This window comes from Microbacterium sp. TPU 3598 (assembly GCF_002356155.1).
GTDB classification, from domain to species: Bacteria; Actinomycetota; Actinomycetes; order Actinomycetales; family Microbacteriaceae; genus Microbacterium; species Microbacterium maritypicum_A.
In genome coordinates this window covers 412626-436873 of sequence record NZ_AP017975.1, presented here as the reverse complement: position 1 = coordinate 436873, position 24248 = coordinate 412626, and the positions used below count along the sequence as shown (strand labels likewise).

Here is a 24248-nt window from a genome sequence, read left to right as displayed (position 1 = left end):
TCCCTGCCGCGTGCTGCCTCTCGAATCGCGCGATTCGCCGGAAGTCGCCGCCGGTCAGGACCATCCAGGCGATTCGAAAGCTGCGGGCGGCACGAAAAAACCGGCCGGATCCGTGAGGATCCGACCGGTTTCAGGAAGTCAGCGCGCGCTCAGAGAGCGCGGATGTTCGCCGCCTGCATGCCCTTGGGGCCACGCTCAGCGTCGAATTCGACCTTCTGGTTCTCGCGGAGCTCCTTGAAACCGGAGCCGGCGATAGCCGAGTAGTGGGCGAAGAGGTCGTCCGAGCCGTCATCGGGAGCGATGAAGCCGAAGCCCTTTTCCGCGTTGAACCATTTCACAGTGCCAGTGGCCATGTGTTTCTACTTTCTGTTGACTTAGCCGTTTACACGGCCTACGCCGAATCGGAACATCCGAGACGCGCGCACAGTCACGCTACCACGGCAGGCTGGGCAGGGACACGGAACTGTCGATTCTTCTGCACGAGAGCCGCTTCGGTGCGTGTGCTCACACCGAGCTTGCGCAGCACGGCCGAGACGTGCACGCTCACGGTCTTCACGCTGATGAACAGCCGCTCGCCGATCTGCCGGTTGCTCAGCCCTTCGGCGATCAGCTCGAGCACCTGCCGCTCGCGAGCCGTGAGCAGGTCGTCGCCCGACGGCGGATCGGCGGGGGCACGCAGTCCGGCGTCGGTGGCGAACCGGGCGACCGCAGCCCGCACCTGGGCGTTGCCGAGTGCCTCCGCGAGGCCTGCCGCCTCGGCGAGCACCGACGCCGCGGTGACGCGCTCCCCCTCGTGGACAAGCAGACGCGCGCGCTCGAGCCGGAGCACGGCGCGGAAGACGACCGGTACGTCTTCTCCCTCGGCATGGTGGAGGGCCGCATCCAGGGCGTCATGGCGCGGGTCGAGCAGCGCATCGAAGATCGTCGACCACGCGTCGTCCTGCAACTGCGGGGGTTGCGCGCGCCACGCCGCACGGACGGCATCGGATGCCGTCGTGGTGTCGGCGCCCTCGGCGCGCAGCTCGGCGATGATCGCCCCACCCTCCAGCAGCAGCCGGCGCTGGTGCAGCAGCGCCGGATGTTCGTCGCGCAGCATCTCGAGTATGGTGTCGAGCGCCCTCCGGAGATTCCCCTCGCTCTCGGCCACAGCCACCGTCATCATGATCCGGTCGTACCAGATCTGCCGCTCCGAGCCGCCCGTCTCCTCGAACGCCGGCAACCACTCCTGCAACAGCTCTGCTGCCTCGGCCGACCGCCCGCGCCAGGCCAGCACCCGCACGCGGGTCATGCTCATGTACATGCGGAACACACGCAGGGTTCCCTGCACGAAGTCGCGCGACAGCATCTCCTCGACCCGCTCGATCTCGCCGAGTTCGAGCAGGGGCACCACCATGTTCTGGGCCATGATCGACCCCGAGGTGCGTTCGACGCGGAGCTCGCGGGCACGCCGCAGTCCCTCTTCGGCGACCTCGACCGCCTCGCGGTAGCGGCCCAGCAGCGTGAGCAGGTCGGAGTAGTTGACGCGATAGCGCATCTCGGCCGTCGTTCCCGCCGCGAGCTCACGCGCCCGCTCGTACTCGCGCACCCCTTCGTCGACCCGGCCGAGGTGGGCCAGGGAACCGCCGCGCACGTTCGCGGCGATCGACAGCTGGTCGGTGGAGTCGGCTCCGGCCGCCCCCAGCTCAGCCTCATCCGCGAGGCGGATCGCCTCTTCTCTGTCGCCCGCGATCATGCGTCGGCTCGCGAGCTGGTTGAGCAGCTCGGCCCGGAACACCTCGTCGCCGATGCGCTCCTCCGCGATGGCCAGGGCCTGCTGCAGCAGCGGGATCGCACCGAGGCGGCCGAGGTTGACCAGGTACAGCGCCTTGTTGCGCAGGAGTCGGGCATGCAGACGCGGGTCCACGGTGGCGGGGTCGATCTCGGCGAGCGCGACATTCGCGACCGCGAGCGCCCGCTCGCCGTCGCCCGCATTGCGCAGGATCGATCCCAGCACGAGGAGCAGGTCGAGTCTCTCGACGCGTGCCGCCGCGGCGGCGTCGGGCACGAGCGGCCACAGTTCCAGTGCCAGTTCGCCGAAGCGGGCCGCGCTCGCGAACGCGTACTGCCCCTTCGCGTGGCGCATGGCGTCGGCGGCGGCGACGAGCGCCTTCCGATCGTCTTGCGCGAGCTGCCAGTGATAGGCGAGGGCCGCGGCGTCGCTGGTATCCGACCCCGCGCACTGCGCCTCGAGCGCCTCGGCATAGGCGCGATGCAGGCGTGCCCGCTCGCCGGGGAGCAGGTCGTCGTGCACGGCCTCGCGCAGCAGGGCATGCCGGAACCGGTAGTCGTCGTCGCCCACGACGAGGATGCCGCTGCGCGTCGCCTCGCGGATCGCCTCGTCGAGGCGTTGCTCCGGCAGATCGACGAGGCCCGTGATCAGCGGATGGGAGAGCGGACGCTCGGCGCCGGAGACGACCTGCACCACACGCCGCGCATCGTCGCCGAGCCGGTCGAAGCGGGCGAGCAGCAGGTCGCGCAGACCGTCGGGGAGCGGGCCGTTCGCGCACCCCGCGATCTCCTCGATGAAGAAGGGCACGCCCTCGGCCCGCTCCTGCATGCGATCGAGGGCGCTCTCGGTCAGCGCCCGGCCGGTGATCTGCTCGGCCAGCTCACGAACCGCGGCCTCGTCGAGCCGGCCGAGGGTGAGGCGCTCGAGCAACCGCGCGCGCGTCGCCTCGCCGATGAAGCGGCTCACCGCATCCCCGCGGCGCACATCGTCGGTGCGGCAGGTGAGGAGCAGCAGGATGCGGCCGCGGCTCAGCGCCCGCAGCAGGAAGGAGAGGATGGCGAGCGTCGACTCGTCGGCCCAGTGCAGGTCTTCGACCACGAGCACCTGAGGGGCGCGTTCGGCCGCCGCTTCGATGAGGGAGGCGATGGCGTCGCGCAGGCGTTCGGGACTGGTGCGGTCGCGATCGGTCGGGGAATCGACGAGTTCGGGAAGCAGCATGCCGAGTGCCTCGACCCCCACTCCCACCGACTCGCGCACCCGGTCGACGCCCATGCGTGTGACGATCGAGCGGAGGATGCCGGTGAGTGGCCCGTAGGGCGTGCGCGAGGCGCCCAGATCGAGGCACCAGCCCACATGCACGTCGGCGGTCGGCGCGATCTCGGCGGCGAACTCGCGCAGCATGCGGGACTTGCCGATGCCGGCCTCGCCCTCGACGAGCAGCGCGGCCGGGACGCCGTCGCGCACCCCGGCGAACGATCGGCGCACCTCGGCGAGCTCGGCCTCGCGGCCGACCATCGCAGCGCTCGACGCGGAAGGGGGCATGGATTCATCGTCCCACCCCCGACCGACATTCGGGACGGTCTGCGGTTCGCGCTGCGCGACGCCGCTCACTGCGCGTGTGCCGCCGCCGCTTCGCATCCGCCCGCGACACGAGCCGTCGTCGGGGCGGTCGGAGACGTGGCGGCCGCCGTGCGACCGAACGCGCGGCGCAGCATCCGCCGGACCACCCCTTCCGGACGCGGCACGATCTGGTCGGCGTGCTCGATCAGACGCAGCCTCTGCGCGGCGGCGCGCTCCATCTGCTCCTGGTCGTGCCGGGTGAGCTGCTGGCTGAGATACGGGTGCTCGTACATGGGGTTCTCCTCGACGGTTCGCTGTATCCCTACAGTCCGCTCTGAGGCGCCCCCGGGGCATCGGGCAGTTGCCCTATCTTTCGTGCATGCCGCTCTAGGGATGCCGGGCGCGCATCAGCGACAGGCGCGCGGAGGGGCGAGACCGGGCCGGCACCAGGATCGCGAGAACCCGAACGAGCGTCGCCATCCACAGGAGTCCGAGTCCGACGACGACGGCCTCGACAGCGGTGGCCGAGAAGAGACCGAACGGCACCCACAGCACGATCGCCGCCGCCAGGAGCAGACCGACGCCGATCGAGGTGATCAGGAGCGCTCGGGGGTGCCCGGGAACAGCGGCGACCGTGGTCGCGGCCGCCACGACGAACAGGACGAGCGTGGAGACCGCGGCGATGTCGTGCGGGATGGGCACACGATGCAGCGGCAGCAGCCCGACCGCAGCCAGTGCGATTCCGGTGGCCGCCCACGACGCCACGACGACGGCGATGCGGGAGAGTGCGGAATCCCCGAGCAGCCGGTGCAGGTCACGACCGATGTACGAGCCGACGGTCGCGATGAGAAGCCCCGCGACCAGGAGGGTGCCGTTGAAGGCCCACGAACCGGAGCCCAACTGGGAGAAGTTCTGCTCCCACCAGCGCGGATCAGCGGCCGTGATCATGGCGAACAGGGTACCGATCACGAGGAAACCGAACAGGAGCGCGGCGAGGTCTGCCGTGCGCAGGTCGACGCCGGCGCCGAAGGCGAAGCGCCCGCCGACCGCCGCCGCCAGACCGGTGAGCAGTCCGCCGCCGATCGCCGCGAGCTGCAGTCCCTGGAGCCCGGCCGTGAGCACCTCGGCGGCGAGCAGCACTCCCATCGTCGTGACGGCTCCGAACGCGACGGTGAGGGCACCAGCCGAGAGTTCGGAGACCACCGCCTGCCAGCGCGGCATCGACCTCGTCTCGCCCCCTCGGTGCATCAGTGTGCTCGTGAGGAAGGCGCCCGCCGCGATCGCTCCGGCGATGAGCGCGGCGGGCATCGCGAGCGCCCCTTCGCCCGTGAGCGGGCGGTCGGCACCGCCCAGGACGAGCATCCCGATGAGCGTGCCGATCACGAAGCAGATCACGGTCGCCCAGACCGCTCTCGTCTCGCCACGCAGCTTCGCGTCCCGCTCCATGCGCCCATGCAAGCACGCACCTCGGACGGACGGAAGCCCGCCCGCCCGAGGCGATGCCGTCCGCGGAGAGTCAGGCCGCCAGGCGACCCACCGCTCTGGCGCGGATGAGCACGGCCGTGCCGTCGGAGTAGGCCACCGGCAGCTCTTCCACCGCGACGACCTCGATCGTCGTGGGATCGGCGCCGGCGAGCCGGGCACGCTCGGTCGCCTCGGCGGCGGCGTCCGCCCGGGATGCCCGCTGGTCGGTGGGATCGACGCGGTAGATCTTCTCGATCTGGCCGGCGACCTCGCCGAGGGCCGCCCCCACCGCGTTGGCGGCGCCGAAGTGATCGGGGCGGATCACCTCGGCGACGCCGTCGAGCACGGTCGGGGCGATGATGCCGCCCCCGCCGACCAGGATCACCGGCACCGGCGCGGCGTTCGGCTTCATCCGATCGATCGAGTCCTCGAGGATCTCCCGCATCGCGGTCCACGCCGCGGAGCCGACCCCCTCGGGAACGGCGGGGGCGTCGAGACCGTCGATCTCGGCGCCGCCGACCGCGAGCGCGACGTCGGTGGCCGTGAGGGTGCTGCCGCCGAACGCGAGACCCTCCTGCGGAAGGCGATAGCCCACGCTGTCCGGGCCGACGGTCGCGCCCGCAGGCGTCTCCCGGATGATCGTGCCGCCGCCGAGGCCGACCGACAGCACGTCGGGCATACGGAAGTTCGTGCGGATGCCGCCGATCTCGACGGCGTGCGCCGACTGCCGTGGGAACCCGTCGACGAGCACGCCGATGTCGGTCGTGGTGCCGCCGATGTCGACCACCAGGGCGTCGGTCGCGCCCGAGAGGTGCGCGGCGCCGCGGATCGAGTTCGTCGGACCGCAGCCGATCGTCAGCACCGGGAACTCGAGCGCGTACTCGAGCTGCATGAGGGTGCCGTCGTTCTGGCCGAAGTACGGGGTGGCCGGGATGCCCCGCTCCCGCAGAGCGGCGACGAAGCCCGCGGCCATCTGCCGCAGCGTCTGCATCAGCGCCGCATTCAGCACCGTCGCGTTCTCGCGCTCGAGCAGTCCGAGCGAGCCGATGCGCGCCGACCGCGACACGGGGACACCCAGCTCTTCCGTGACGATGGCCGCGACCCGCTCCTCCTGGCTCTCGTCGATCGGCGCGAAGACGCCCACGACGGCGACCGCGTCGACCTCGCCGCGCATCCGTGCACAGGCCTCGCGCACGGCATCCTCATCGATCGGGGAGAGCACGCGGCCGTCGACCTCGAAGCCGCCGTCCAGCAGGTGTGCCTGCTCGCCGATCGCCGCACGCAGATCGTCCGGCCAGCCCTCCAACGGCGGGACGGCCGTGGTGGCCGGTGCACCGAGGCGGAGGATGCCGACGCGACCGAGACCGCGCCGCTCGACGATCGCGTTGGTGCAGTGAGTGGTGCCGAGCATCGCGTGCCCGATCAGGGCGGCGTCGACGCCGGAGGCCGCGAGCACGGCGTCGATCGCCGCGGCCACGCCGTCGCCCGTGTCGGCCGTGGTCGGGCGCTTGACCGAGGCGACGACGTCGAGCCGCTCGTCGAGGATCACGGCGTCGGTGTTGGTGCCGCCGACGTCGATGCCGATGCGATAGGTGCCGGCCATCACGCGGCCTCCTCGTCCGTCGGGCGCGCACCGGAGGGCTGCGCGATGTCTTCGACGGGAATCCACTCCACGTCGTATCCGAAGTGGGCGGGCCCTGCGGTCTCCAGCCCGATCGGCGTGCGCCACTTGTCATGGCAGGGGATCGCGATGACCGCGACCCGCGCGCCGTAGCGGAGGGACTCCGTCGTGATGGGCATGCCGGTCGCCAGGTCGAGCACCGCGATCAGGTCGGGGGTCACCGCCGCCAGCACGCCGTCACGACGCCCGAGCAGCATCTCGTTCTGGAAGTCGAGGCGGAACGCACTTCCCCGGTCGGCACCGACGCCGACGAGTTCGGCCGCACCGCGGGTGAAGCCGCCGTCGACCGAGCGCTGCAGGTCTGCCACCTTGCCGTCGAACAGCCGCACCGCATCGAGGTCGGCGCACAGAGCGTCGATGCGCTCGTCGTCGCGCAGTTCGCGTCCGCCGCCATCGCGCCCCCGGAGGATGCGTCCGATGCGCTGGGCGAGCCCCAGAGTGCCCGGGATCGCGCACTCGCGCACGACGTCGCCACCGTAGGCGTAGTCGATCATGGTCGCCCCTCCGCCCATCTCGACGGTGACGGCCCGCGAGATGCGCTCCGACCAGCCGCCGTCGACCGGGCGGCTGACCACCTCGTTGCCGTGGTGATCGACGAGCACCGTCGTGCCGGGTCCGTAGCCGGCGAGATGGAACGTGACCATCTGCGCCTCCGGGAAGGCGCGTCCCATCGCGTCACCGTCGACCACCGGGAGTCCGGCGAGCGCGGCGGCCGCGATCGGGATCATGGAATTGCCTCCACCGACCTCGATCGGCATCACGGCCGTGGCCTTGCGACCCACCGCGCGTTCGATCGCCTGCAGGGCCGCGAGCAGCTCGGATTCGGCCTGGATGCGCTCCACGCTCACGGAAGGCGCTCCGATCCCGCCGATCGGGATCACGAAGTCGTCGTCGGTCAGGTCGTCGACAGCCACCAGCGGCACCGGTCCTTGCAGGCGGATGAGGCGCTTGGCGATGAGCGAGCCGACGTGCGGGTCTCCTCCGCCGCCGGTACCGAGCACCGCGGCGCCCAGGGCGATCTCGTCGATGTCGGCTTCTGTGAGGAAAGGAGCGGTGGTCATGCGCTCACCTCGTCCGTGACGGGGGCGGCCGGGTCCGGTGCCACGCGGCGGCGGAGCGGAAGCAGCAGGAGGTAGGCGACGAAGCCGACGAGGAGACCGTCGAGAGCGGAGATCGAGGTGATCGTGAACCAGCCGAAGCCGGGACCGTCCGCCGGGTTCGTCGTCGCGACGGCCACGACGATGCCGACCACCCAGGCCGTGATCGACCACCCGTCGACCAGCGGCACGGTGGCGCCGTGCGCCCAGCGCGCGGTCTTTCGGCCGGTGAAGAACGACGCCAGGTACACGCCGCCGTAGGGGGCGATGATCGTGCCGATCACGAGGATGAACTGCACGAAGTAGTCGGCCGCGCCGATCACTCCGACGACGATGCCGATGGCGCCGAGCACGATGGTCACGGTGCGGCGGCTCAGGCGCTCGCTGATCGACGCGAACGAGAGGCCGGCCGAGTAGAGGTTGGTCGTGTTCGTGGTCCACTGCGCCAGGATCAGCACGACCACGGCGACGCCGCCGAGACCGAGGGCGAAGAAGATCGCCATCAACTCGGTGCCGTCCATGATGCGGGCGAGAAGGATCGCGACCACCAGGATGATCGAGTTGCCGAAGAAGAAGCCGACGAACCCGGCGATCATGGCCTGCTTCGGCGTCTTCGCCCACCGCGCCATGTCGGGGGCCAGCACGACACCGAGGATGAAGATGCCCATCACGAGCGACACCGCACCGCCGAACGTGAACGTCGCCTCGACCGGGGCCTCGAGCCCTGCCGCCCCGTTCACCGTGAACGCCACGACCACGCCGACGATCAGCAGGAGGAGGAGCAGCGGCACGGCGAGGGTGCTGAGGCGGTTGATCGAGCGGTAGCCCCAGAACGCGGTGATCGCCATGAGCACGCCACCGATCGCGGTGAACACCTGCACGGGTACATCGATGCCGGTGAACTCGGCGAACGCGATCTGCGCGTTCGCTCCGAAGAAGCCCGCCTGCACGGCGTACCAGCCGACCAGGCTGATCGCGATCGCGAGGGCGAGGATCGCCCCGCCGATGCGCCCGAACACCGCGCGGGAGATCATCGCGGTGGAGAGCCCGGTGGCGGCGCCGACGTAGGCGCAGGCCATCGCGAGCAGTCCGAGCAGCAGCGAACCGAGCATCGTCGCGCCGATCGCCGGCCAGAAGGCCATGCCGGAGGCGAGCGAGACACCGAGGAACGCCCCGGAGAGGTCGATGCCGATCGCGATCCACACGGTGGCGATCGACAGCCAGCTCTTGCGCTGGTCCTGGGGCACGACGCCGTGCTCGTAGTCGGTGGTGGTCATCATCTTGTCCTTGAGAAGTGGCCCTGCGAGTCCGTCGGCGGGGATTCGGGTTCCCGTGGTGCGGACGACTCGCAGGGCGGGTCGGGGGCGGCCTGTCGTTGCGGCCGTGTCGTGCGATGCCGGGTCGGAGCTCGTGGCTCGGTGCCGGCGGGTCAGGCGTGTCCCGCATCGCTGCGGCGGTGGTTCATCGGGGGAGAGCGGTGTTCATCGGGAGAGCGTGGTGTTCATCGGGAGAGGATCGTGGAGAGGTGTCGCCAGGCCTGATCGAAGCGCTCGCGGTAGACCTCGGGCGTGTAGTGGGTGAGCTGCAGGAAGAGGCCGTCCATGACGACGAAGACCAGTGCCGTGAAACCGTCTGCGTCACCGGCGACGAACGTCCCCGTCGCGACCCCGTCGTCATATGTCTGGCGCACCGCGGCGGCGAGGGTCGACTCCGAGTCGAGGAAGATCTGCCGCAGCTGCTCGCCACCGGGACCGTATTCGGTGACCGCGGCCCGCAGGCTGAACTCCGCGAGGTCGGGCCGGTCGCGATAGTAGGCCTCGATGCCGCCGAGGAGGTGCTGCAGACGCGCGAGCGGCTCCATATCGGAGCTGCTCCGCACGAGCTCGTCGAAGAACGCGGTGTGATCGATCGACACCGCGGCATACACCTCGGCGTAGAGCGCCTCCTTGCTCGAGAAGTGCGCGTAGAGCGAGGGCGTCTTGATCCCGACGGCTTCGGCGATCTCGCGCAGGCTCGTCTCGGCGTAGCCCTGGCGCGCGAAGATCGTGCGGGCCTCCGCGAGGATCGTTGCTCTGGTCATCTTCCGCCTCAGACTCGTTACCTAACGACTGTTAGTTAGGCAGAGCGTAACCCCGCATCTCCCCGCGACGCAAGAGCCGCGCTCGGGGCATCCGCACGACTAGCGTTGAGGTCATGCGCATCCCCGCCGCGATCCGCGCCTCCCAGCGCTCCCCGCTGCTGCAGGTCGTGAAGTCGGCCGCGGCGACCATCGCGGCGTGGCTGATCGCCGGATGGGTGTTCCCCGCACAGCTGCCCGTCTTCGCCGCCATCGCCGCGCTGCTGGTGGTGCAGCCCAGCGTGAACCAGTCGCTGTCGAAGGCACTCGAGCGCAGCATCGGCGTGATCGCCGGTGTCGTGATCGCCGTCGCACTCGGCCTGCTGCTCGGTTCGCCGAGCTGGATCGTGCTGCTCGCGATCGTCGTCGCGATGCTGGTGGCGTGGATCTTCCGCGCCTCGCCCGGCACCGGCAATCAGGTCGCGATCTCGGCGATGCTGGTGCTGGCTCTGGGCTCGTCGAGCCCCGAGTATGCGTTCGCCCGCATCGTGGAGACGCTGATCGGCGTCGTGATCGGCATCGTCGTGAACGCCCTGATCGTGCCTCCGGTGCTCGTCGCGCCGGCCCGTCGGGACGTGGGGCTCCTCGGCCTCGAGCTCGCCGCGAGCCTGGATCGCCTGGCCGACGCACTGCCCGAACCCCAGACGCCCGCACGGCTGCAGGAGCTGATGTTGGAGGTACGGCTGCTGCGGCCGATGAAGGAGGCCGCCGAGGCCTCGATCGCCGCCGGAGAGGAGTCGCTCACTCTGAACCCGCGGCGCTCGACCCATCGTGCCGATCTGCGTGAGATGCGGGCGCTGCTCGACCGGCTCTCCCCGATCGTCACGCAGACGATCGGCATGACCCGGGCCTACTTCGACCACTACGACGACCGGATCGGGGAGGAGCCCGCCGTCGCCGCGATCGCCGAGCAGCTGCGACGGGCAGGGCACGACGTACGGCTCGCCGTGCAGGTCGCCGATGCCTCGCCGGAGCCGGACACCATGACCTCGGCGATCCCCGCGCTCACCGCTCCCCTCGTGATCCGGCCGCCGTCGTCACAGCACTGGATCCTGATCGGTTCCCTCATGGAAGACCTGCGCCGCATCAGGGGCGAGCTGCTCGACGAGGACTGAGCCCGCCTACTCTGGAGGCATGTCCGACATGACCGTCGCCGAAGCCCTCGGCGAACTCGCCGCACTGGAAGACCCGAAGATGCGCGCCGCCAACGAGAAGCGGGGCGACGACCACGGCATCAACCTCAGCCGGATGCGGGCACTGGCCAAGAAGATCAAGACCGACCAGCCCCTCGCGCAGGAGCTGTGGGCGACCGGCGAGACGCCCGCACGGCTGCTGGCCCTGCTGATCTGCCGCCCGCGCGACTTCACCGCCGACGAGCTCGACGCCATGCTGCGCGAGACCCGCCCACCCAAGGTCAACGACTGGTTCGTCAACTACGTCGCCAAGAAGACCCCGCTCGCCGAAGAGCTGCGGCTGCGGTGGTTCGACGACGCCGACCCCACGGTGGCTGCTGCAGCCTGGTCGCTCACCACCGTGCGCGTGATGAAGGCCGCCGACGGCCTGGACCTTGCGCACCTGCTCGACCTGATCGAGCGGGACATGAAGGATGCGCCGTCGCGCCTGCAGTGGTCCATGAACGAGACCCTCGCGAACATCGGCATCTTCCACCCCGAGTACCGCGCCAGGGCGCTGGCGATCGGCGAACGCCTGCAGGTGCTCGCCGACTACCCGACCGCACCCGGCTGCACCTCGCCCTTCGCCCCGCTCTGGATCGGCGAGATCGTGCGGCGACGCGAGGGGTGATCGGCGCGGTATCGCCCCCGGGGACACGGGTGCGCGGGCGCGGCGGGATGAGGCTGGCTACGCTGAGGCCATGAGCACCCACATCGCCGCAGAGCCCGGTCAGATCGCCCCCATCGTCCTGTTCCCCGGCGACCCGCTGCGGGCGAAGTGGATCGCCGAGACCTTCCTCGACGATGCCGAGCTCTACTCCGAGACGCGCGGCATGCTCGGCTTCACCGGCACCTGGGAGGGGCATCGCGTGTCGGTGCAGGGCTCGGGCATGGGGCAGCCGTCGATGGCGATCTACGCGAACGAACTGTTCGACGCGTACGACGTGCAGACGATCGTGCGGGTCGGCTCGTGCGGAGCCCTGACCGAGCGCGTCAAGATCCGCGACATCATCATCGCCAACGCCGCCAGCACCGACTCGGGCATCAACCGGGTGCGCTTCCACGGACTCGACTTCGCGCCCGTCGCCGACTTCTCGCTGTTGCGCGCCGCGGTCGAAGCGAGCGAGGCCGAACCTCTGGATTCGACCGTGCACGTGGGCCAGCTGTTCTCGAGCGACCAGTTCTACAGCACGCGCCCCGAGCTCATGGAGCCGTTCGTGCAGCACGGCATCCTCGGCGTCGAGATGGAGGCCGCCGGTCTCTACACTCTCGCGGCATACTACGGTCGGCGCGCCCTCGCGATCTGCACGGTCAGCGATCACATCGTCACGGGCGAGGAGACCTCGGCGCAGGAGCGCGAGCAGACCTTCGGCGACATGATCCGCATCGCTCTGCGCGCCGCCACCGCGGTCTGAGCGTCCCCGGCGCGCTCGGCCGCTACGGCGTGTCGCCGACCGCGTGCGGACGGGGCAGAGCCAGCATGGCGCCGGTGTCGGTGAACTCCTGCTGGATCTCGTCGTCGTGCCGGTACGTGACGAGACTCACCACGACGGCCGCGATCAGAGCGAGAACGAAGGCGGGAAGCAGTTCGTAGAGCCCGGTGTCGAGAGCCTTCCAGATGAACACGGTCGCGGCGCCGACGAACATCCCCGCCAGGGCACCCCAGTTGGTGAGCTTGCGCCAGTAGAGACTGAGCAGGATGACCGGGCCGAATGCGGCGCCGAATCCGGCCCAGGCGAAGGAGACGAGTCCGAGGATCGTGTCGTTCGGGGTGATCGCCAGCACCGCGGCGACGATCGCGACGCCGAGCACACCGAGCCGCCCCATCAGCATGAGCGTCTTCTGCGAGGGCGGCGTGCGCCGGAACACGCCGTACAGGTCTTCCACGAGGGCCGAGGAGCACACGATCAGCTGGCTGGAGATCGTGCTCATGATCGCGGCGAGCACGGCCGCCAGGACGAGGCCGGCGACGAACGGATGCAGCAGCGTCTGCGACATGAGCAGCACCACGGTCTCGGGGTTGGCGAGGTCGACGCCCGTCTTGGCGATGTAGGCGATGCCGACCAGGCCCGACAGCACGGCGCCGCCGAGCGAGACGATCATCCAGGAGATGCCGATGCGTCGAGCGCTCTTCGCCTCTTGGGGCGAGCGCAGAGCCATGAACCTCACGATGATGTGCGGCTGTCCGAAGTATCCGAGGCCCCAGGCGAGCGACGAGACGATGGCGAGGATGGTGCCGCCCGTGAGCGCCGTTCCGGAGAGCATGGAGAGGTGGTCCGGCGCCACCTCGTTGATCAGCTCGCCCGTCTCGGCGAGTCCCCCGATCGCGACGATCGCCGCCACCGGGATCACGACCAGCGCGATCACCATCATCAGTCCCTGCACCACATCGGTCAGTGACGCACCGAGGAACCCACCGAAGAGCGTGTACGCGAGCGTGACGCCCGTGACAAGCAGCATGCCGGTGAGGTAGTCGCCGTCGAACGAGCTCTCGAAGAAGACCCCACCGGCGACCATGCCGGAGGAGATGTAGAGGGTGAAGAAGACGAGGATGACGACACCGGAGACGACCCGCAGCAGTCGCGTCGTATCCCGGAGTCGATTCTCGAAGAAACTCGGCACCGTGATGGAGTTGCGCGACACCTGCGTGTAGGCGCGCAGCCGAGGAGCCACGAGCAGCCAGTTCAAGTAGGCGCCGATGGTGAGGCCGATCGCGATCCACGCCTCGATGAGACCGGAGACGTAGATCGCACCGGGCAGCCCCATCACGAGCCAGCCGGACATGTCGGAGGCCCCGGCGCTGAGGGCGGCCACCCACGGCGGCAGATTCCGTCCGCCGAGCATGTAGTCCTCGTGATCGCCGGTGCGCCGGAAGGCTATCCATCCGATGAGCAGCATCGCCGCGAAGTACACACCCAGCGCGGCGAAAGTGAAGATCTGGTCGGGCATCGTCGTCCCCCCTCGCGGTGGAGTCACCGCATCCGGTCGTCGTTCGATGATGTCAACCGCCGGCGGTGCCGCCCAGACGTCGCCCGGCGCGGCGGGATGTCGGTCCCGCAGAGCAGGTGCCCCCGCGCATGAGGGATGATCGAATCACCATGACTTCCTCTCCGCGGCTCGACCCCGCCCTCCTCCCGGACGCCGCGGATCCGGATGCCGTCTACCTCGCGTTCGTCGAATGGGCGGAATCGACGGGCATCAGCCTGTACCCCGCGCAGGACGAGGCGGTCATCGAGATCGTCTCCGGCAACAACCTGATCCTCTCCACCCCCACCGGCACCGGGAAGTCGCTCGTCGCGATCGGTGCCCACTTCAGTGCCCTGGTCGCCGGACGGCGCAGTTACTACACGGCACCGATCAAGGCGCTCGTGAGCGAGAAGTTCTTCGCCCTGGTCGATGTGTTCGGCGCCGAGAACGTCGGCATGGTCACGGGCGATTCCTCCGTGAACGCCGATGCTCCGATCATCTGCTGCACGGCCGAGATCCTCGCGAACCTCTCGCTGCGCCAGGGAACCGATGCCGACGTCGGCCAGGTCGTGATGGACGAGTTCCACTTCTACGCCGACCCCGACCGCGGGTGGGCGTGGCAGGTGCCGCTGCTCGAGCTGCCTCAGGCGCAGTTCATCCTCATGTCGGCGACACTCGGCGATGTGACCGAGCTCGCCGCCGACCTCACCCGTCGCACCGGCCGCGAGACGGCCACGGTCACCGGTGTCGAGCGTCCGGTCCCCTTGCACTTCTTCTACGAGACGACGCCGATCCACGAGACCATCGACGATCTGCTGAACACCGGACAGGCGCCGATCTACGTCGTGCACTTCTCGCAGGCCGCAGCGATGGAGCGCGCGCAGGCGCTCTCCAGCACCAAGGTCGCCACCCGCGAGCAGCGCGACGAGATCGCCGCCCTGATCGCCGAGTTCCGCTTCACGACCGCGTTCGGCAAGACGCTCTCACGGTTCCTGCGCGCAGGGATCGGCGTGCACCACGCGGGCATGCTGCCGAAGTACCGGCGTCTGGTCGAGCAGCTCGCCCAGCGCGGACTGCTGCGCGTGATCTGCGGCACCGACACCCTCGGGGTGGGCATCAACGTGCCGATCCGCACGGTGCTGCTCACGGCGCTCACGAAGTTCGACGGCACCCGGATGCGGCAGCTGAACGCCCGCGAGTTCCACCAGATAGCGGGCCGCGCGGGCCGCGCGGGCTACGACACCGCCGGCACGGTCGTCGCGCAGGCGCCCGAGCACGAGAGCGAGAACGTCGCTGCGGTGAAGAAGGCCGGCGACGACCCGAAGAAGAAGCGCAAGATCGTCCGGAAGAAGGCACCGGACGGTTTCGTGTCGTGGGGCGAGCCGTCGTTCCGCAAGCTCATCGACGCCGTGCCGGAGACGCTGACCTCGCACATGCAGATCACGAGCGCGATGATGCTCAACGTGATCGCCCGCGGCGGCGACGTGTTCGGCAATATGCGCGCACTGGTATACGACAACCACGAGCCGCGGAGGCGCCAGCGGGAGCTCGCGCTACGGGCCATCGGCATCTACCGCACGCTCCGCGAATCGGGCATCGTCGAGAAGACCCCCGAAGGAGAGATCCGCCTCACGGTGGACCTGCAGCCGAACTTCGCGCTCAACCAGCCGCTGTCGCCGTTCGCCCTCGCCGCCTTCGAGCTGCTCGACCCCGATCCCGCCGCCGGCACGGGGACCGGCTCCTACGCACTCGACATGATCTCGATCGTGGAGTCGACCCTCGACGATCCCCGCGCCGTGCTCAGTCAGCAGGAGTTCCTGGCCCGGGGCGAGGCGGTCGCCGCGATGAAGTCCGAGGGCATCGAGTATGACGAGCGGATGGAGCTGCTCGAGCAGATCACCTACCCGAAGCCGCTGGACGAGCTGCTGACCGCGGCCTTCGAGACCTTCAGCGCGGCCCAGCCGTGGATCCGCGACTTCGAGCTGCACCCCAAGTCGGTGGTGCGTGACATGTACGAACGGGCCATGTCGTTCGGGGAATATGTCGCGTACTACAAGATCGCGCGCTCCGAAGGTGTGGTGCTGCGCTACCTCTCCGACGCGTACCGCGCGGCTTCGCAGACCATCCCGGAAGAGCTCAAGGACGAGGATCTGCGCGATCTCATCGAGTGGCTCGGCGAGCTCGTCCGCCAGGTCGACTCCAGCCTGCTCGACGAGTGGGAGGAGCTGATCGCCGGCGTCGACAACGGACGCTTCGATCCACACGCGCCCGATGAGCCGATCGTCCCGCCCGCACCCAAGCGCCTCACGAGCAACATCCGCGCCTTCCGCATCCTGGTGCGCAACGAACTCTTCCGCCGGGTGCAGCTGGCGGCCAGGGAAGACGTGAACGCGCTGGCCGAGCTCGATCCCGGTTTCGGCGCCGACGCCTGGTCGGACGCGCTGGACGGGTACTTCTCCGACCACGACGAGATCCTCACCGGCGCTGATGCCCGCAGCTCGAAGCTGCTGATCCTCACAGAGGGGCCCACCGCCTGGACCGCACGGCAGATCCTCGACGATCCCGCCGGCGACCACGACTGGGGCATCACCGCGACGATCGATCTCGCAGCCTCGGACGAAGCCGGTCAGGCCGTCGTGACGGTCACCGGAGTCGACCGGCTGTAGCCGCCGCCGTCGTTCGCCTGGCCTCCGCGCTCCACGCCGACCACCCGCCCGAACCGCCCCAGAGTCTCGCGCCGGTGCGAGGCGGCGATGGCCGTGCCGTCGAACCCTTCGAGCACGTCGGAGATGATGCGCTCCGACTCGGCATCCAGGCTCGCTGTGATCTCGTCGACGATGAGCACCCGGGGCTCGCGGCACAGCGCCCGCGCCAGGGCCAACCGTGCCCGTTGACCACCGGAGAGCCTCACCCCGTGCTCGCCGAGCTCGTCGTCGAGGGTGATCCAGTCGTCGGCGCCGACCCGTGTGAGCGCCTCGCGCAACTGCTCGTCGGTGCGGGCGCCGACACCCCGCACGAGGTTGTCGCGCACGGTGCCGTGGAAGAGGCGCGCATCCTGCTCCACCACGGCGACGGTCCGGCGAAGATCTTCATCGCGGATGCGACCCAGCGGGTACGCGACCCCCGCCGCATCGACGAGAGCGATGGTGCCCTCTGCAGGGTCCCACAGCCGCGCGGCGAGCGCGATCACGGTGCTCTTGCCGGCGCCGGACGGCCCCGCGAGGGCGATGTGCTCACCGGGGTCGACGTCGATCGACCAGCCGCGCAGAACCTCCGTGCGGTCGTCGTAGGAGAACGCGACCCTCTCGAAGCGCACACCGAGCGGCCCCGGCGGCAGCGGGAGCGGACGATCGACCGGCGCCACGACCGGGGGGCGGTGCAGCCCTGCACCCACGCGATCGGCACTGGCGATCAGCGGATGCAGCTCCGACACCGTGTGCGCGGCGTCCGCCACCGCGGCGACGCCGGCGACGGCGAGGGCGATCACCGCGGGCAGCAGTGCCGCTCGCCCGGCGTCGACCGCCCCGTCAACCGATCCGTCGAGAAGGGAGACGGCGATCACCCCGATCACGACCGCGGTGAGGATCAGCTCGCGCGTGCCGTCGACGAGCTGGGCGATCACCTCCCGGCGGCGGGTGACGCGCGCCGACCGCCGGGTACCGTCGACGGCCTCGCGCACGATCCGGCTCTGCAGCCCGAAGGCGAGGATCTCGCGCAGCGCACCGAGGGCATCGACCAGTCGTTCGGACTGCTCCTCGCGCTCCTGCTGCTCGCGCGCACCGATACGCCGCGACGGACCCGCCCCGGCCCAGACGGTGAGCGCGACCGCGACCGCTCCGGCGAGCATCACGACCGCCGCCACCGGCATCACCAGGAACGCGCAGACCAGGGCTCCGACGAAGAGCGTGAACGCGGCACCGATCTGCGCGACCGTGTGGGCGTAGAAGAACTCCAGCTTCTCGATGTCTGTCATCGCGACCGACGCCGCGCGCCCGGAGTGCTCGCGACGGCGACCGGGAACGCTGCGCGAGTACGCGTCGAAGAGCGCCATCCGCAGCCGGGCGAGCACGCGGTACGCGAGGGCGTGCGACACGTCCATCTCGCGCCAGGTGAGGAAGGTGCGCAGCAGCACGAGGCCTCCGAGGGCGAACCACCAGACCGCCGGCGGCCAGGTGCCGTGCACGACGGCCCCGCCGACGCCGAGCGCGGTGAGCACCGCGATGGCGGCGAGCGCGCACAGGCTCGTGGTGGCGATCAGGTAGCTGCCGACGATGCGCCGCCATTCGGGTCGCAGCGGCGGAAGCAGCCGAGCGAGGATGCCCGCGGACGAGGTCATGAGGCCTCCTCCACGAGCATTCCGTCACGGAGCACCCGCACATCGGCGACCCTGGACAGGGCCTCCGGACGGTGGCTGATCATGAGCACGATCCTCTCTGCGGCGACACGTTCGAGCGTCTCGGCGACGGTCAGGGCGCTGCGGTCGTCGAGGGCGCTGGTCGGCTCGTCGACGAGAAGCACGGGGCGCCGGGCGAGCAATGCTCTGGCGAGGGCGAGACGCTGCCGCTGCCCGCCCGACAGGCTCGTCCCCGCTTCCGCCACCATCGCGTCGAGGCCTCCGGGGATCGCCCGGATCTCGTCGAGCACACCGGCTGCGGCGCACGCATCCTCCAGCGCCTCCTGTCCGGCGTCGAACAGATCGACGTTGTCCCTGATGGTCCCGGTGAACAGGACGGGGTGCTGGGAGACCACGGCGACATCGCTCGGGCGGAGCGGGCGCCCGTCGAGCTCGACCGTTCCCGCCGTGGGCGGGAGGAAGCCGAGGACGAGGTCGAAGAGCGTGGACTTGCCCGCACCGGAGGGGCCGGCGATCGCGTGCACCTCGCCACGCCCGGCACGGAGGTCGACCCCGCGCAGGACGTCGTGATCGGTGCCGGGGTATCGGTACGACAGGCCGGAGATGCGGAGCACGTCTCCCCCGCCGGTCACCGCCCCGGTCTCGGGTTCCTCGATGCGCTCGATCTCCGTCGCGACCCGTGCGGACCGACGGAACGCACCGAGGGCCGCCAGCCCGGGAACCGCCGTGAGCCCGAGGAATCCGGCATGCCAGTGGCGCGAGAGCTCACGTACCGGTCGGAACGCCTCCGAGGAGAGCAGGAGCAGGGCGTACACCTCGATGGCCGGTGGCTGTCCGGTCATCACGGACACGACGGCCAGCCCGGCGGCGACCACCACTCCGGCCTGCACCGCGAAGTCGGTGATCGCCGTCTCGGCGAGCGACGATCGCATGACACGTTCCGTGGCCACGCGCAACGACTCCGACCTCGCCTGCAAGCGCTCACGGGTCGCGGGGACATCGCCCAGCGCCCGCAGCGTCGACATCCCCCGGAGTGCCTCGAGCATGTCGCCGCTGAGAGCCTCGTAGCTGTCCCAGTGGTCGAAACCGCGCCGAGCGAGCATCCGCTTCCAGGCCAAAGGGCCCAGCACCGCGAGCAGGATCCCCGCGGCGACGCACAGCGCGATCACGGGCGACAGCACCGCGACGAGGCACACCGCGATCAGGCTGCCGACCACGAGCTGCGCCACCGCAGGGATGTACTTCGACACATAAGCGTCGGTGCCGTCGATGCCGTCGCCGAGCGCGAGCTGGGTCGAGCCGTCGCGGAGGCGGGCATCGTGCAGTCGTTCCGGCACCAGCGCCGCGGCGACGGCCGCACCTCGGAGATCTTCCCTGACCCGCCCTCCGAGGCGGGCGGCGGCATCGCCCTGCGCGAGCGTCAGCAGCATCCGCGCCACCCCGATCGCGAGGATCCCGCCGATGCCCGCCACCGCGCCGGCCGTGTCACCGCGCACGAAGGCGGCGAGAGACCACGCGAGGGCGAGCGCCTGCGCGAGGTGCGTCGCGAACACGAGGAGGAGGAGCAGGATGCTCATGGACAGGAGCCAGGGGTGCCGTCGCGCTTCGCGCCACAGCTCGGGGACGATCATCATCGTGCACCTCCGCGGGAGTCGAGGACGGCGATCGCGTGGAGGATCCACCGGTCCCCCGTCGAGGAGAAGCCGGAGACCGGGCGCGTGCGCCTGTCTCCGGTGAGAGCTGCCTCGTAGCAGAGGCGTGCAGCGGCGAGATGGGCGCTCCAGAGGGTGGCGCCGACGATCGTCGAGGGTGCCCTGCTCGGCACGGACCAGGAGCGCACTTCGGTCGCACCGCGCACCCAGCCCTGTCCGGAGGCGCGGGCGACGCGCTCGACCTCGGTGGTCGGTGAGCCCCCGATCCGATCGGCGAACTCCGAGATGGCGGGCGAGCGTCGCGTGCCGAGAGCCTGCACAGCAGCGGCGTGCGGGGTCGGCACGTGCGGGATCCCGACGGCGGCGAGCGGGATCTCCGGCGCGAGTCCTCGACGCACCCAGGCGTCGGCATCCGCAGCCCGGGGGACGCCGAGCATCTCCCGCAGCCACTTCGAGGGACCGACCTGCACGGGCCCGGCGCGCTCCCCCAGCAGGAATCGCACGGCGGCGACCGCGTAGGCCGCATCCGCGATCCACAGGGGCCACGCCCGGTGCCGGTAGCGGCCGAACGACCGCCCCGGCAGCACGGTGAACACCAGGCGTGCGGTGCCGTCGTCCGATGCCGGCGACGGCCATCCGTCCGCACGGTCGGATGCGAGGACGCGACGATGGAAGACCCCTTCCTGGTCGACCGTCCAGCGCACACCGGTGGGGTCGATCAGGTGGGTCTGCACCGGATAGCACGCTCCGGCCGAGGGGACGGGGCGCCGACGGATGCGGGTGGCCGAGCCGTCGGCATCCCGGTGGTACTCCCCCGGGTGCCACAGGGCGTCGACGAGCTCTGACACCCCGCGGTGAGGTTCGTCCGCGACGGCGCCGACCCGATCCCAGGCGTTCGCGCGCGGCCCCGGCGGCAGGGGACCTGCGGGCATGCGCGAGGTCAGCGCCTCGTCGAGCGGGGCAGGAAGGCCGCGGCTCTCGCGGCGTGTGCGATCCATGACGGCCCTCACATGTGCGGAGCCGGGAGGAGCGTGAAGTCCTCCGGGCCGCCGGTCCAGGTGGTGCGCCAGCCGCGCTCCTCGGCCGCCTCGCGGAACCGTGGCATTCCGAGGTACGAGAACGCCGCCGGGGCGTTGGGCACCAGTCCGGTCACGATCGAACGCACCACGCGCAGGTCGGTGCGTCGCACGTCGGAGGTCGTGAGGTCGCGGGTCAGGACGCGGTGACCGCGATCGCGCAGACGCCCGTACACCTCGTCGATCGTGACCGGGTCCACCGCTCTCAGCGGACGCACGCCCTGCGCGGGCGACTGGAACCGCCGGGCCTCGTCGTGCACGCTCGGGTCGAGCCACACCTGCACGTGCGCGCCGAGGTCGATCACGTTCTCGAACTGCGGCCCGGCCGCGGCGAGGTAGTCGGCGTGCGGACGGAAGTCGAGGGTGAGGCCCTTCGCCATCAGTCCCGCAGCGACCGCGCGGAACACCCATCCGTCGTCCGTCGTGCATCCCTGCGTGTAGATCCAGGTGTGCACCGCTTCGAGCACGGCCTTCCGCGCGGCCCGCGCCGGGTCGAGCGAGGCCGAGAAGCCTGCAGCGTAGAGCCCGCGCTCCTCGTCGTGCACGAGCGCGCCGATCGCGGGAGCGAACTCCGAGGGCATCGCCACCAGCCACACCCGCAGGCTGCTCCCCTGAAGATCGTCGAGCAGGCCGGGGACCGTGGCCGGATCGATGCCGAACGTCGGTCCGTCCAGGTGCCACCACACCTCGAGCGCATCCCGTTCGATGACCTCGATCACCCCGCGGTCGCGGGCGTCGTCGAAGCCTGCGCCGGTCGCGATGCCGGCGTAGTTCAGATGGTGTGTCCGCGGCAGCGCGCGGAACCGGGACTGCCGCCAGTTCAGGTGCACGAGAGAGTCCGGCACCCACACCGAGCCACCGTTGATCTCGTCGCAGCGTGCCCAGAGCGTCGGTGTGGAGGGGAGCAGACGCTGATACGCGAACCCGGGCCGTGCGAGCTGCCAGTCGGCGAAGCGCGGCAGATCGGGCTCGTCGATGACGCTCTCCCCGTCGGCGCGCAACTCGTCGGCGGTGCCGACGCGGAGCTCGTCGTGAGGAAGCTCATCGGGCAGCCAGTTGCCGCAGTACCGCTCCACGCCCTCGCCGATCGCGGCGATGCGCGCCTGAGCGGGGTCGCCGAACGATGTGCCGAGCGAGACCCGATCGGCGGGCCACTCGCCGAGGATCCGGGCGTCGGCCACGGATGCCGTCAAGGCCAGGTACCGGTCTGGGGCGCCGATCGGATGCGGCACCTCCCGCACCGAGCGGATGATGCCGGCTTCGGCGTCGACCAGCGCCTCGGCCGACAGCGTCGCCCGCGCTGTGCGGCGGTGAAGGTTGTCGTGCACGCTCATGCTGTCCTCTCGTACCGCCAGCGGCCGGTCTCGGGTTCGAAGGCGGATCTGGTCCGGCGGCTTCGCGCCGACGCCGGTGCGGGGAGCGCGGATGCCGTGGTCGGCAGTCCGGTCTCGGCGAGCCAGGAGTCGAGTACGCCGCCGATGCCGCCCGCACTGCGCAGCCGGGAGCGGACATCGTCGTCGTCGATGTCCGCGGCCAGTCGGTGTCCCCACGGACCGTCGACCAGGTGGACGGGGCCCTGCCAGGCGGCCGCGAGCCGACCGGCATGCGTGAAGAAGAAGTCGTGATCGCCGCGGATGAGCAGCAGCGGTGCCAGGAGCGCCCCGTAGGCACGGTCCAGGTCGACGGCCGGAGCAGACCAGAGGCGTCGCCATCCGGACAGGACCTCGGAAGACCACCCCCACTCGTCGGCGGCCCGATGCACGCCCACGTCGGATGCCCGCCGGACACGGGCCGAGAGCTGCTCGTCCGACAGCGGCGCCAGGGAACGCGGGCCGCGGCCGTGCTGGTGCCACCACCCGATCCGGTCGCGCAGCTGGGGACGCCCGTTCTCGTCCCACGCGGTCTCGGCGAGCCCGAGCGCCGGCACCTGGAGCACCAGGGCCTCGACGACGACGGCCCTGGCCGCTTCGAGTGCGGTGTGCGCGGCATACGAGCCGCCGGACAGCACGAGCGGGACCCCGGGGCTCTCGGCCCTGACCTGCTCGACCACCGCGCGCCCGTCGCTGCGTTCCGCGAGGTAGGGGCGCCATTCGCCGTCGGAGGAGTGGCGTCCGCGCACGTCATGGATCACGCAGCGGTAGCCCCGCCCGACCCAGGCGCGGGCGGTGTCGCCGTGTCGCCAGGCGCCGTATGGCGTACGGATGAGCACGACGCCGCGAGGCTCCGCGGGTTCCCAGACCCAGCCGCGCAGCAGGGCGCCGTCTTCCGCGAGCACGGCATGAGGGCGGGCGTCGCGCGGCGGCGTCATCGGATCACCCGGCGCGGGGCCGCGGGGAAGGGCAGCACCGTGTGCGCGCTCACGGAACCGGTTGCGGGAACGACCTTCCAGAGCGTCGTCCGCAGCCGGTCGAGTTCTGCGCCCTCCTGCGCCCACGCGAGGACGGTGTGCAGCAGTCGGGCGAGCACGAGCGCTCTGGTCGCGTCGTCGAGCGCGCCAGGGGTGAGCGGACGCGCCCGCTGCCAGGCCTCGGTCGACGCGGGCGCGCTGCTCGCGGCCACCCGTCGCGCGGCCACCTGCACGGAGGTGGGGTCGCCGGGGTCGACGGCGAGCGGATCGATCAGCACGACCTCGCCCTCCCGGTGCACGCGGAGCCACGCGGTGCCCCGCTCCGGAAGCCGATCGAGCTCCGCCCAGCGGCGGCGGCCGGAGGCGTCCTCGGCATAGGCGACCACGAGGGCGGCGTGCTCGGACGGTGCCGCCTCCGGATCCAGGACGGCGACCCGTGCGCCCCAGGCGGCGAGCACGCGCTCGAGGTCGTGCACGAGCGGGCCCGTTCCGAGGAGGCAGACGTCGCGGTGCTCCTGCGGCCAGCGGTGAAGGGCATCGGCGGACTCGCGTTCCTGCACCTCGAGCGTCAGCCGGTCGAGCGCGGTCGAGCGCTCTCCGTGGGCCCCGCTCTCGAGGGCCTCGACCAGAGCGGCGGCCGGTGCGTCGACCAGGATGAGTCGTCCGGTGCGCAGACGGATCCGGGGGCGGCCGTCGGCACCGACGACGAGATGCGCCCCGGTGTCGGGGAGCGGCAGGATGCGGGGTTCGGAAGTCATGGTGTCTCTCGGTGAGGGGTCCGGCCGGGCGCGAACGCCCGGCCGGACGGGAGTGCGCTCGAAAGCGCGACGGAAGGATCCGCGATCAGTCGAACGGGTTCTCGACCAGGGCGTTCGAGTGCGATGCCGACAGGTGCGCCAGCTGCTCGGACTCTTCGATCTCGGCGAGGATCTGCTTTTCCATTTCGTTCTCCTTCTGTGAGGTGTCCGCCTCGCGGGGTGCGGGGCGGTGTCCA

At 70.7% G+C, this 24248-nt stretch carries 20 protein-coding genes; 4 read left to right on the top strand and 16 right to left on the bottom strand.

Annotated features, from left to right (window positions below; translation table 11 throughout):
- Positions 1 to 149: 149 nt before the first annotated feature.
- The 8 genes from MST3598_RS01980 to MST3598_RS01950 form a co-directional block, all read right to left on the bottom strand.
- Positions 150 to 353 (bottom strand): cold-shock protein, encoded by a 204-nt coding sequence (locus MST3598_RS01980; RefSeq protein WP_017831237.1) that lies wholly within the window; start codon positions 351 to 353, stop codon positions 150 to 152.
- Positions 354 to 427: 74 nt separating this feature from the next.
- Positions 428 to 3310 (bottom strand): helix-turn-helix transcriptional regulator, encoded by a 2883-nt coding sequence (locus tag MST3598_RS01975; RefSeq protein ID WP_172889120.1) that lies wholly within the window; start codon positions 3308 to 3310, stop codon positions 428 to 430.
- 65 nt (positions 3311 to 3375) lie between these two features.
- On the bottom strand, positions 3376 to 3621 hold the full coding sequence (locus MST3598_RS18505; protein ID WP_029260083.1) for a hypothetical protein: 246 nt from the start codon (positions 3619 to 3621) through the stop codon (positions 3376 to 3378).
- 94 nt (positions 3622 to 3715) lie between these two features.
- Positions 3716 to 4774 (bottom strand): hypothetical protein, encoded by a 1059-nt coding sequence (locus MST3598_RS01970; protein WP_029260084.1) that lies wholly within the window; start codon positions 4772 to 4774, stop codon positions 3716 to 3718.
- Between the two features lie 70 nt (positions 4775 to 4844).
- Complete coding sequence (locus MST3598_RS01965; RefSeq protein ID WP_029260085.1) at positions 4845 to 6395, bottom strand: hydantoinase/oxoprolinase N-terminal domain-containing protein; 1551 nt, start codon at positions 6393 to 6395, stop codon at positions 4845 to 4847.
- Positions 6395 to 7534 carry a DUF917 domain-containing protein gene (locus MST3598_RS01960; protein ID WP_029260086.1) on the bottom strand — a complete coding sequence of 380 codons (1140 nt, stop codon included), beginning with the start codon at positions 7532 to 7534 and terminating at the stop codon, positions 6395 to 6397. The genes MST3598_RS01965 and MST3598_RS01960 overlap by 1 nt, the downstream gene beginning before the upstream one ends.
- Complete coding sequence (locus tag MST3598_RS01955; RefSeq protein WP_231479821.1) at positions 7531 to 8847, bottom strand: cytosine permease; 1317 nt, start codon at positions 8845 to 8847, stop codon at positions 7531 to 7533. The genes MST3598_RS01960 and MST3598_RS01955 overlap by 4 nt, the downstream gene beginning before the upstream one ends.
- A 224-nt stretch (positions 8848 to 9071) precedes the next feature.
- Positions 9072 to 9650: a TetR/AcrR family transcriptional regulator gene (locus MST3598_RS01950; protein WP_051667828.1), complete on the bottom strand. Its 579-nt coding sequence runs from the start codon at positions 9648 to 9650 to the stop codon at positions 9072 to 9074.
- Between the two features lie 113 nt (positions 9651 to 9763).
- Between MST3598_RS01950 and MST3598_RS01945 the strand changes: the two genes are divergently transcribed.
- The 3 genes from MST3598_RS01945 to deoD all read left to right on the top strand — a co-directional run bounded on the left by MST3598_RS01945 (position 9764) and on the right by deoD (position 12273).
- Positions 9764 to 10801, top strand: a complete 1038-nt coding sequence (locus MST3598_RS01945; RefSeq protein ID WP_021198350.1) for an FUSC family protein — start codon at positions 9764 to 9766, stop codon at positions 10799 to 10801.
- A 19-nt stretch (positions 10802 to 10820) separates the two neighbouring features.
- Entirely contained in the window at positions 10821 to 11489 is a 669-nt protein-coding gene (locus tag MST3598_RS01940) for a DNA alkylation repair protein (protein WP_029260088.1), read from the top strand.
- Positions 11490 to 11559: 70 nt separating this feature from the next.
- Positions 11560 to 12273, top strand: coding sequence for a purine-nucleoside phosphorylase (gene deoD / locus MST3598_RS01935; RefSeq protein ID WP_096359375.1), 714 nt, complete (start codon positions 11560 to 11562; stop codon positions 12271 to 12273).
- A gap of 22 nt (positions 12274 to 12295) precedes the next feature.
- Here deoD and putP read toward each other — a convergent pair whose 3' ends face one another.
- Complete coding sequence (putP, locus tag MST3598_RS01930) at positions 12296 to 13807, bottom strand: sodium/proline symporter PutP (RefSeq protein ID WP_021198353.1); 1512 nt, start codon at positions 13805 to 13807, stop codon at positions 12296 to 12298.
- 149 nt (positions 13808 to 13956) lie between these two features.
- Between putP and MST3598_RS01925 the strand changes: the two genes are divergently transcribed.
- Positions 13957 to 16491, top strand: coding sequence for a DEAD/DEAH box helicase (locus MST3598_RS01925; RefSeq protein WP_029260090.1), 2535 nt, complete (start codon positions 13957 to 13959; stop codon positions 16489 to 16491).
- On the opposite strand, the gene MST3598_RS01920 is transcribed toward MST3598_RS01925, so the two are convergent.
- The 7 genes from MST3598_RS01920 to amiA all read right to left on the bottom strand — a co-directional run bounded on the left by MST3598_RS01920 (position 16452) and on the right by amiA (position 24196).
- Positions 16452 to 18161, bottom strand: a complete 1710-nt coding sequence (locus tag MST3598_RS01920) for an ATP-binding cassette domain-containing protein (protein WP_081860173.1) — start codon at positions 18159 to 18161, stop codon at positions 16452 to 16454. The two genes, MST3598_RS01925 and MST3598_RS01920, sit on opposite strands and share 40 nt — an antisense overlap.
- The gene (locus tag MST3598_RS01915) at positions 18158 to 19813 is read right to left on the bottom strand and encodes an ATP-binding cassette domain-containing protein (RefSeq protein WP_036271762.1); all 1656 of its coding nucleotides are present in this window, start codon (positions 19811 to 19813) and stop codon (positions 18158 to 18160) included. The genes MST3598_RS01920 and MST3598_RS01915 overlap by 4 nt, the downstream gene beginning before the upstream one ends.
- Positions 19810 to 20829 (bottom strand): hypothetical protein, encoded by a 1020-nt coding sequence (locus MST3598_RS01910; RefSeq protein WP_029260093.1) that lies wholly within the window; start codon positions 20827 to 20829, stop codon positions 19810 to 19812. Before MST3598_RS01910 ends, MST3598_RS01915 begins: the two co-directional genes overlap by 4 nt.
- 8 nt (positions 20830 to 20837) lie before the next feature.
- Complete coding sequence (locus MST3598_RS01905) at positions 20838 to 22241, bottom strand: YcaO-like family protein (RefSeq protein WP_029260094.1); 1404 nt, start codon at positions 22239 to 22241, stop codon at positions 20838 to 20840.
- Positions 22238 to 23215 carry a CocE/NonD family hydrolase gene (locus MST3598_RS01900; RefSeq protein WP_029260095.1) on the bottom strand — a complete coding sequence of 326 codons (978 nt, stop codon included), beginning with the start codon at positions 23213 to 23215 and terminating at the stop codon, positions 22238 to 22240. Before MST3598_RS01900 ends, MST3598_RS01905 begins: the two co-directional genes overlap by 4 nt.
- On the bottom strand, positions 23212 to 24012 hold the full coding sequence (locus MST3598_RS01895; RefSeq protein WP_036271764.1) for a hypothetical protein: 801 nt from the start codon (positions 24010 to 24012) through the stop codon (positions 23212 to 23214). The genes MST3598_RS01900 and MST3598_RS01895 overlap by 4 nt, the downstream gene beginning before the upstream one ends.
- 85 nt (positions 24013 to 24097) lie before the next feature.
- The gene (gene amiA, locus MST3598_RS18745) at positions 24098 to 24196 is read right to left on the bottom strand and encodes a streptamidine family RiPP (protein WP_017831216.1); all 99 of its coding nucleotides are present in this window, start codon (positions 24194 to 24196) and stop codon (positions 24098 to 24100) included.
- Between the last annotated feature and the right edge of the window lie 52 nt (positions 24197 to 24248).